We start from the raw sequence: 9,530 nt of genomic DNA, 5'->3' as shown, positions 1-9,530 counted from the left end.
AAGACCCGCTCCGGCAAGATCATGCGCCGCCTGCTCCGCGACATCGCCGAAGGCCGCGAGGTCGGCGACACCACCACCCTCGCCGACGCCTCCGTGATGAACACCATCCAGTCGCAGCTCCCGGCCAACGACCAGGGCTGATCGCCGCGACAACGGGCTGACGCTCCGCCAGGCCCGCACCCCCGACGGAGGGGACGGTCCTGGTGGTGCCCGTGGCACCGGGCACCACCAGGACCACCCACACCACCAGGACCACCCACACCACCAGGACCGCCCGCAGTACCAGGACCGCCCGGACGACCAGGCCCCGGCCGACCAAGGCGGCCAGGGCGGCCGCACGACCAGGACCGGCCCTCGGTCCCGACGGAGCCCCCGCTACCCCGCCGCCAGACGGCGCAGCGTCCCGTAGGCGGTCTGGGTGAAGCGCCGCCGCAACCCCGGGAGGGTGCTGGCCATCGCCACCAGCCCCACCTGGGCCACCGGGTTGAAGCCCGCGAAGACCGCCGAGGGCGCCCCGCTCCCGGCGCTGTCGCCGCGCCCGACCCGGCCGCGGGCAGAGCCGGTCGAGCCCGAGTGGTACAGCAACTCGCCGTCCTCCACCGGCCGCTGGTTCCACGTCAGGGCGATCCGCACCCCGCCCCTCCCCCCGCTGCCCCTACGCCGCTCCACCCGCGGCAGCCGGACGTCCCGCAGGGCCGAGCGCAGCGCCGCCGCCGCACCGCCCCGCTCCGGGATCGGCACCGCGTCCACCGCCAGGTGGGCCTGGAGGTAGCGCAGCATGTCGTCCGCCGTCGAGCTGAGGGCGGCGGCCCCGGGCAGGGCGGGCAGTCGGAAGGAGGAGACCCGACGCCCGCGCCGGTAGCCGGAGGACGGCTCGCGGTCCTCCGCGCAGGAGGTGTCGACCAGACCGAGCGGGCCGCAGACCCGGCCCGCCAGCAGCTCCTCGTAGCGCAGGCCGGCCGCGTTCTCCAGGGCCAGGCCGAGCAGCCCGCAGCCGAGGCTGGAGTAGCGGTATTGCGCACCCGGCATGCCGCGCACGGGCGTTCGGGGCAGCGCACGGAGCAGGTGCGGGCGGCTGAAGCTCGCGTACGGGTCGGTGAACCAGCGCGGCACGGCCGCCGGGGTCAGGCCGACCGGCAGTCGGGGCAGCCCGGAGGTGTGGGTGGCCAGGTGGAGCAGGGTGATCGGGCGCTCCTGCGGGTAGCCAGGGAGCGCGTCGGCCGGGAGGTAGCGGTCGATCGGGTCCTCGTAGCGGACCTCGCCCCGGGCCACCATCTCGGCGAGGAGCAGTCCGGTGAAGGTCTTGGTGACGGAGCCGAGGGCAAAGCGGGTGTCGGCGCGGACGGGACGGGAGCCGGAGCGGTCGGCGTAACCCCGGCAGACCACCGTCCGTTCGCCGCCCCGGATGACGGCGACGGCGATTCCGCCGCCCGGCGCCGCACCGCTGAAGAGCGGTCGGAGCAGCTGGGCGAGTTCGGGGGAGAGCGGCGAGGTGGGCGGCGGCGCGGACGGGGCGGGTATGGGAGAGGGTTGCTGACTGACCATCACGTGCTCCCGGAGGGACGAGCTGGCGCCCCTGCTGGGCGGCACACTGCCCTGACCATAGGAACGCCCCGGGAGCGTCGCACGACGCTGCGGCCATTCGAGCGAGCGCACGTCCAGCGCACGGCGAGCGCGCCCCGAGTGGTGCCCTTGCGTTGCCCCGGCGGTGCCCGGGAACGGTGCCACGGCAGTCGGAGCGCACTCCGAGTGCACGAGCGGAAGGCGGTGGCGTTCATAAAATAGGCAAACCGGACGCCGCCTCTGGGTTCCCGAACCGAGCCCGATAAGCTGTCAAAAACACAACAAGAACTCCGAGGCGCGCCGGGAAGTCTGGTCGGCACCACACCACCCGTGTGTCCACGCCCGTGGCCACACCCCGCCGCCCCGCCCTGGAGGTCCGCCACCGTGGCCACGCCGCCGCCCACCCCGACCCGCCGTCAGCTCCTCGGCAGGCTCTCGCTCCCCGAGCGGACGTACATCGCCGACGCCCTGCGCACCGAGACCGTGGGCGGAGTCCTCCTCCTGTTGGCCGCGACCGCCGCGCTCATCTGGGCCAACGTCTGGCCGGACGCCTACGAGAGCGTCAAGGAGTTCACGGTCGGGCCGTCCGCGCCGCTCCACCTCGACCTCTCCCTCGACGCCTGGGCCAAGGACGGCCTGCTGACGATCTTCTTCTTCGTGGCCGGGATCGAGTTGAAGCGCGAGTTCGTGGCCGGTGAGCTGCGCAATCCCGCGGCCGCCGCACTGCCGGTGGTGGCGGCCGCCTGCGGCGTCGCGCTGCCCGCGGTCGTCTACACGCTGGCCAACGCGGGGCCCGGCGGTCACCCGGCCGGCTGGGCGATCCCGACCGCGACCGACATCGCCTTCGCGCTCGGCGTGCTGGCGGTGGTGGGCAGTCACCTCCCGTCCGCGCTGCGGGCGTTCCTGCTCACCCTGGCCGTGGTGGACGACCTGATCGCCATCCTGATCATCGCGGTGTTCTACAGCTCGGGCATCAAGTTCTGGGCGCTCGGGCTCTCCTTCGCCGGGCTGGTGCTGTTCTGGTTCCTGCACCGCCGCGGAGTCCACGGCTGGTACCTGTTCGTGCCGCTGGGCGTGGCGATCTGGGCACTGATGCACGAGAGCGGGGTGCACGCCACGGTGGCCGGTGTGGCGATGGGCCTGATCCTGCGCTGCCACCGGGAGGAGGGCGAGAAGGTCTCCCCCGGCGAGCACATCGAGCACCTGGTGCGGCCGCTGTCGGCCGGTTTCGCGGTGCCGGTGTTCGCCCTCTTCGCCGCCGGTGTGACGGTGTCCGGCAGTGCACTCGAGGAAGTGTTCACCCAGGCAACGCCGCTCGGCATCGTGCTCGGGCTGCTGATCGGCAAGACCGTCGGCATCTTCGGCGGCACCTGGCTGGCCGCCCGCTTCACCCGGGCCGAACTGAACCCGCAACTCAAGTGGGCCGACCTGTTCGCGGTCTCGGTGCTGGCCGGGATCGGCTTCACCGTCTCGCTGCTGATCAGCGAGCTGGCCTTCCCCGGCGACCCGGAGCTGGCCGACCGGGCCAAGGCCGCCGTGCTGATGGGTTCGCTGCTCTGCGCGCTGATCGCCACCGTACTGCTGAAGCTCCGCAACCGGCACTACCGCGCGCTCTGCGAGGAGGAGGACCGGGACTCCGACGGCGACGGCATCCCGGACGTCTACCAGCAGCAGGCGACCTGACGCCGAGCCACCTGACGACCCGTCGAACCCTCACGAGTGACACGCCGTCGCCCCCGGGGTGCCCCGGAGTGGTGCCGGACTGGCCGGTAGAGGCATGATTCAGAGCTGTCGGTACCGAACGCCGAGGACCGCAGCCCAAGCCGAAGGAGACCCGCTGATGCCCGCAGGAACCGCAGACCCCATCGGCGACGGACGGGCGCCCTACGAGGGCGAGCGTTCGGTGGGCCAGCTCTTCGCCGCGGCCACCGCCGACCTCTCCGCCCTGGTGCACGACGAGATCGCGCTCGCCAAGGCCGAGATCCGCCAGGACGTGAAGCGCGGTGTCTCCGGCGGCGTCTCGCTGATCGTCGCGGGCGTGGTGGCGCTGGCCGCCGTGCCGATGCTGAGCGCCGCCGCCGCGTACGGCCTGCACGCGCTGGGGCTCTCGCTCGGCTGGTCCTTCCTGATCGTGGCCGGCGCCTACCTGCTGCTGGCCGTGCTGCTCGGCCTGCTGGCGCTGCGCTCGTTCAAGCGGATCGAGAAGCCGCGCCGCACCATCGAGGGCGCGCAGAAGACCGCCGACGTGCTGAAGAACGCCCGGCCGCGCCCGGCCACCCAGGAGGAGATCGACCGGGGCCTCGGCCGCATCCGCTGAGCCTCCGTCAGAGGGCCCGAGCGGCGGGCGGACGGCCTGAGCGGACGACCCGAGCACGGGACCCGGGCCGAGGCCGCGAGCCGAGGCCGCGAACTGACGACCGCGAGCAGGGGCACCCGCCAGCCACCCGCCGTCCGCTACCCGGAAGCCGGCCGGACCGAGTGCCGGGCGGCCGATCCGCCGTCGGGTGTGACAGGCTCTCGGTATGTCGCTGACCGCCAACAGGCCGACCCCCGGAACGAGAGCCGTCGAGATCGCCGAGACCCCCTGGGAGCTGCGTTCGGCCGGGCCGTGGTCCCACCGCGACCTGGCGGCGAACGGCGCCCGGTTCCACATCGCCGAGGTCGGCGAGGGCCCACTGGTGCTGCTGGTGCACGGCTGGCCCGAGTACTGGTGGGCCTGGCGGCACCAGTTGACCGCGCTGGCCGAGGCCGGGTTCCGGGCGGTGGCGCTGGACCTGCGCGGGGTCGGCGGCAGCGACCGCACCCCGCGCGGCTACGACCCCGGCAACCTGGCGCTCGACATCACCGGCGTGATCCGCTCCCTGGGCGAGCGTCAGGCCCACCTGGTCGGCCACGCGATGGGCGGTTCGCTGGCCTGGGTGGCGGCCGTGATGCGGCCCTCGGTGATCCGCAGCCTGACCGTGGTCTCCGCCGCGCACCCGCGCCACCTGCGCCGTGCGCTGCTGACGGACCGTCGGCAGATGGCCGCCTTCGACCACGTCCTGAGCTTCCAGCGCCCCTGGGTGCCCGAGCGCAAGCTGGTGGCGGACGACGGCGCCCTGGTGGGCGAGTACCTGAACGCCTGGACAGGCCCCAACCAGCTGGGCCCCGACGCCCTGCACGCCTACCGGCAAGCCATCCAGATCCCCAGCACGGCGCACTGCTCGATCGAGCCGTACCGCTGGCTGCTGCGCTCGATGGCCCGCCCGGACGGCATCCAGTTCGCCCGCCGGATGAAGCGTCCGATCACCGCGCCGACCCTGCACGTCCAGGGCGCGGCCGACCCGGTGCTGCTCTCCCACACCGCGCTGGGCGCCGGGGAGTACGTCGAGGCGCCGTACCGGTGGCGGCTGCTGCCGGGGGTCGGGCACTACCCGCACGAGGAGGTGCCGGAGCAGTTCTCGGCGGAGCTGGTCTCCTGGGTGCGCGAGCACCAGCCCTGACGGGCCCTGCCCTCCGGCCCTGACGGCCCCGAGGTCCAGCCTCGAGATCCCGCCCCGACGCCCCGACCTGACAACGGTCCTGACGGAGCAGCGGGCCTCCGTCCGGAGGTCGACGGAGCCCGCAGACCGTCCTGACGGAGTCTCATATCGGCAGACTCATATGACAATCGCATAGGCCAGGCGACCATCCGGTAGCGATTAGCCCGCCCGGAGCGCGGGCATCCATCCGGTATGACCTGGATGCCCGATCGCGAAGCTGTCACGCGCCGACGCCGCCGTGCCGACAGCCCGCAGTACCCCTACCCCGAGACCCAAGCCGTCGACTGGCCGCGCGAGTACGACGACCACAGCCGGATCGGCCGTCAGCGCCAGGCCGGCGACGAGCACCCGTTGGGCATCCCGCGCATCCTCGGGCGGCGCGCCCGCTGGGTCGGGGCGCGCCTGCGCCGCGAGGGCTAGTTCGGAGGAGGCGCTAGCTGAGGACCGTCGGCGAGACGGCGGTGAACCAGAGCAGCACGAAGGTGGCCACCGACATGATCGGCACCAGCACCTTGGTCTCCACGGCGTTGCCGCTGCGCTTGATCAGCACCGTCTCGTAGCGCTCCTTGTGCGGCCAGAGCAGCGGCGCGCCCTTCTTGGTGAGGCAGTCGCCCAGCAGGTGGGCCAGCGTGCCGAGGGCCACCGCGTACGGGAGCCAGCCGGGGGCGCTGGGCAGCCAGGTGTCCATGCCGGCGGTGCCGAGCACGGAGAGACCGACGATGGTGATCCACATCGTCGGACCGTCGCCGGGCGGGTGCAGCCGCAGGGCCCGGATGGCCAGGGCGAGCAGGAAGAACGTCGTGCCCAGGGTGAAGTTGCGGCCCAGGTAGGTGATGCCCGCCCAGGTGCCCCCGCCCATCAGGGCGACGAAGAGCAGCGAGTGGGTGGCGTGCCGGTGTCCGCCGGAGGCCCAGGCCACGAAGCGGCAGAGCAGCCGGGAGACCGGGCCGAGGAAGTTGGCGATGGTGCCGTCGTGGTGGTCGAGGTCCGGCAGCAGCGCCGCTCCGGCCGCCAGGACGGTGCCCATCAGGACGTCGGCGGGCGCCAGGTGGACGTCGAACAGCACCGGCGCCAGGAACGGTGCGGTGCCCGCGTACAGCATCGCCCCGCTGACCGCGTGCGAGTGACCCATCATGGCCGGTCGTCCTCCGTCGTCCCAGCTCGCTGACTCGTCGTCGGCTCGTCCGCCCCGCACGGCAGTTGAGCCGAACGGGTGAGCTCGGGGCGACGCTACCAGCCACGGCCCACAGAACGGCGGAGGTCGGGAACGCGATCGGACGCGCCCCGACCGACCCGGGCCCCAGGAAGCCGAGGGACCGGAGGGGCCAGAGGGAACAGAGGGAACAGAGGGGCCGTCAGAGCGCGCAGCCCTCGGTGTCCACCCGCCCGGTCGCGGAGGCGCCCGCCACCGCCTCGCCCTGCACCTCGGCGGCGGTGAGCACGTACCCGGTGTCCGAACTGTCCAGCGACTTGGCGAACACCACGCCGAAGACCTTGCCCTCCGGGCTCAACAGCGGTCCACCGCTGTTGCCCTGACGGACCAGCGAGCGGATCGAGTAGATGTCCCGGACCACCTGACCGCGGTGGTAGATGTCCGAGCCGGTGGCCTTGATCCGGCCGCGGATGCGGGCGGGCTGGACGTTGAAGGCACCGTTCTCCGGGAAGCCGGCCACGATCGCGCTGTCGTTGCTCTTCGCCTCGTCGGCGAACTCCAGCGCCGGTGCGTCCAGCTTGGGGACGTCCAGCACCGCGATGTCGCGCTGCCAGTCGTAGCGGACCACGGTGGCGTCGTAGAGCTTGCCGGTGCCGCCGACCTGCACGGTCGGCTCGTCGACGCCGCCGACCACGTGGGCGTTGGTCATCACCCGGTGCGGGGCGAAGACGAAACCGGTGCCCTCCAGGGTCTTGCCGCAGGCGGTGGCGGTGCCGACCACCTTCACCAGGCTCTGCCGCGCCCGGGTCACCACCGGGCTGGCCGCGAGCGCCGGATCGGGCGGGCTGACCTCGGTGATCTGCTCCCGCTCGAAGGGGTTGAAGACCTGGGGGAAGCCGTTCCTGGCCAGTGCGTGGGTGAAGTCGCGGAACCAGTTCGGCGCGGAGGCGGGCAGCGTCGCCTGTACCCCGCCGAGCACCTGCGAACTGCGGACCTGCTTGGAGACCGTCGGCATCGAGGTGCCCGCCAGGGCCGATCCGATCAGCCAGGCCACCAGCAGCATCGAGATCACGTTGACCACGGAGCCGCCGATCGCGTCCAGGGTGCGGGCCGGGCGGCGGCCGATGTGGCCGCGCAGCTTCCACCCGAAGTGCGTGGTGACCGCCTGGCCGACCGCCGCGAAGACGATCACCACCAGCACCGCCACCACCGAGGCCACCGTGCCGGGGTCCAGGTGGCGCAGCAGCAGCGGCAGCAACTGGACGGCGATCAGACCGCCGCCCAGGAAACCGAGCACCGACAGCACGCCGACCACGAAGCCCTGCCGGTAGCCGGTGACGGCGAAACCCAGCGCGGCGACGATCAGCAGAAGATCCAGGACGTTCACCCGGCTACCCTCCCACGGGTCGCCGCTCGAATGGCCGAAGGCCCGGACAAAGCCGGACCCCGACGCCGCAGAACCACCGATCCCGATCGGGATCCCGGCCGAGCACCAGGCTGGGCCCCCGGCCGAGCAGCAGGCCGAGCCGCTGGCCGAACCCCCGGACACGGCCCCGGCCGGCCGTGACCCGCCGTCAGAGGCTCAGCGTGCGGGAGGCGTCCCACTCCCGCTCCAGACCGCTGTAGTGCAGCACCCGGTCGATCACCCCGGCCGTGAACCCCCAGACCAGCCGCCCCGCCACCTCGAAGGCCGGGCCGACGTGCCCGGAGGGGTGGCGCAGCCTGGCCCGGTTGGCCGGGTCGGTCAGTTCGGTGATCGGCACCCGGAACACCGCACCGGTCTCGGCCAGGTCCACCGGGGCGACCGGCGTCTCGCGCCGCCACCACCCCAGCACCGGCGTCACCACGAAGCCGCTCACCGGGATGTAGAGCGCGGGCAGGGTGGCGAAGACCTGCACCCCGCTCGGGTCCAGCCCGGTCTCCTCCTCCGCCTCGCGCAGCGCGGCCGCCACCGGGCCGTCGCCCTGCGGATCGCCGTCCTCCGGGTCCAGCGCGCCGCCAGGGAAGGAGGGCTGGCCGGCGTGCGAGCGCAGTGCCCGGGCCCGCTCGATCAGCAGCAGGTCGGGACCGGACGGACCGTCACCGAACAGCACCAGCACCGCCGACGCGCGACCGCCCTCGGCCGGCGGCAGGAAGCGGCTCAGCTGCTCCGGCCGGACGGTCTCCGCCGCCTCGCGCACGGGCACCAGCCACTCCGGCAGCCCGTCCCGCTCCACCCGCACCATCTGACGACCGGTCACTCCGCCTCAGCCTCCCCCACGGACACCCACCCCGCCGGACGGGCGGGTTCGCCAGGGTAGTCGGCCGGGGGCCTCAGCCGCTGTCCCGGCTGGCCGCCCTTCTCGTACTTCAGCAACTTCGCGGCCTTCTCCGGATCGATCTCGCCGACCCCGTACGAGGGGCAGAGCGCGGTGATCGGGCAGGCCCCGCAGGCCGGGCGGCGGGCGTGGCAGATCCGGCGGCCGTGGAAGACCACCCGGTGCGAGAGCATCGTCCACTCCGACTTGGGGAAGATCTCCGCCACGGTGGCCTCGACCTTCACCGGGTCCTCGTCCTCGGTCCAGCCGAACCGCCGGGCCAGCCGCCCGAAGTGGGTGTCCACGGTGATGCCGGGGACGCCGAAGACGTTGCCCAGCACCACGTTGGCGGTCTTGCGGCCGACGCCCGGCAACGTCACCAGGTCCTCCAGCCGGCCCGGCACCTCGCCGCCGAAGTCGTCCCGCAGCGCGATCGACAGCCCGATCAGGGACTTGGCCTTGGACCGGAAGAAGCCCGTCGGCCGGATGACCTCCTCCAGCTCCTCCGGCACCGCCGCCGCCATGTCCTCCGGCGTCGGGTACTTCGCGAACAGCGCCGGAGTGGTCTGATTCACCCTCAGGTCGGTGGTCTGCGCCGACAGCACCGTCGCCACCAACAGCTCGAAGGGGTTCTCGAAGTCCAGCTCCGGGTGCGCGTACGGGTACACCTCCGCCAACGCCCGGTTGATCCTCCGCGCCCGCCGCACCATCCCCAGGTGCGTCTCCGGCTTCCCCGGCTTCGCGGCCGCCCGCTTCACAGCCGCCCGCTTCACGGCCGGCTTCGGCTCCGCCGTCTTCCCGGCCTTGCTCTCAGTCATGCTCCGCAGGCTACGCCGGGCGGGCCGCCTCGGGGGCCGGCTCGGGCTCGACCGACCCCTACGGGGCCGGCAACCACCCGCGAGCACGGCGCCGGGGGTCAGCCTGCCCGGCACCATGTACTCCGTCACCACGTGGGCCGCGCACGCCCTGGCCGAGAACGTCCGGCTCCTGGTGGCC

The 9,530-nt window shown here is 73.1% G+C and carries 9 protein-coding genes; 4 read left to right on the top strand and 5 right to left on the bottom strand.

All coding sequences use genetic code 11. From position 1 onward, the window contains the following. Positions 1-375: 375 nt before the first annotated feature. Complete coding sequence (locus ACWEPF_RS01535) at positions 376-1,545, bottom strand: serine hydrolase domain-containing protein (protein ID WP_345286927.1); 1,170 nt, start codon at positions 1,543-1,545, stop codon at positions 376-378. Between the two features lie 402 nt (positions 1,546-1,947). Here ACWEPF_RS01535 and nhaA point away from each other — a divergent pair, with 402 nt between their 5' ends. From nhaA to ACWEPF_RS01515, 4 genes are all read left to right on the top strand, one after another. Further along, positions 1,948-3,246: a Na+/H+ antiporter NhaA gene (gene nhaA / locus ACWEPF_RS01530; RefSeq protein WP_452170934.1), complete on the top strand. Its 1,299-nt coding sequence runs from the start codon at positions 1,948-1,950 to the stop codon at positions 3,244-3,246. A 157-nt stretch (positions 3,247-3,403) separates the two neighbouring features. Then, entirely contained in the window at positions 3,404-3,880 is a 477-nt protein-coding gene (locus ACWEPF_RS01525) for a phage holin family protein (protein WP_345286931.1), read from the top strand. A gap of 205 nt (positions 3,881-4,085) precedes the next feature. Continuing rightward, positions 4,086-5,045 carry an alpha/beta fold hydrolase gene (locus tag ACWEPF_RS01520; RefSeq protein WP_345286933.1) on the top strand — a complete coding sequence of 320 codons (960 nt, stop codon included), beginning with the start codon at positions 4,086-4,088 and terminating at the stop codon, positions 5,043-5,045. Positions 5,046-5,285: 240 nt separating this feature from the next. Then, entirely contained in the window at positions 5,286-5,504 is a 219-nt protein-coding gene (locus ACWEPF_RS01515) for a hypothetical protein (protein ID WP_452170933.1), read from the top strand. A gap of 13 nt (positions 5,505-5,517) precedes the next feature. On the opposite strand, the gene ACWEPF_RS01510 is transcribed toward ACWEPF_RS01515, so the two are convergent. From ACWEPF_RS01510 to nth, 4 genes are all read right to left on the bottom strand, one after another. After that, the gene (locus ACWEPF_RS01510; RefSeq protein WP_449796070.1) at positions 5,518-6,219 is read right to left on the bottom strand and encodes a metal-dependent hydrolase; all 702 of its coding nucleotides are present in this window, start codon (positions 6,217-6,219) and stop codon (positions 5,518-5,520) included. A 220-nt stretch (positions 6,220-6,439) separates the two neighbouring features. After that, positions 6,440-7,624 (bottom strand): MarP family serine protease, encoded by a 1,185-nt coding sequence (locus tag ACWEPF_RS01505; RefSeq protein WP_345286939.1) that lies wholly within the window; start codon positions 7,622-7,624, stop codon positions 6,440-6,442. A gap of 187 nt (positions 7,625-7,811) precedes the next feature. Further along, positions 7,812-8,462, bottom strand: a complete 651-nt coding sequence (locus ACWEPF_RS01500; RefSeq protein ID WP_345287266.1) for an NUDIX hydrolase — start codon at positions 8,460-8,462, stop codon at positions 7,812-7,814. 11 nt (positions 8,463-8,473) lie between these two features. Next, the gene (gene nth / locus ACWEPF_RS01495; protein WP_449796071.1) at positions 8,474-9,352 is read right to left on the bottom strand and encodes an endonuclease III; all 879 of its coding nucleotides are present in this window, start codon (positions 9,350-9,352) and stop codon (positions 8,474-8,476) included. Positions 9,353-9,530 lie beyond the last annotated feature (178 nt).

Source organism: Kitasatospora sp. NPDC004289 (assembly GCF_053602875.1).
The sequence above is the reverse complement of the archived record's forward strand: the minus strand, read 5'-3'. Positions and strand labels throughout refer to the sequence as shown.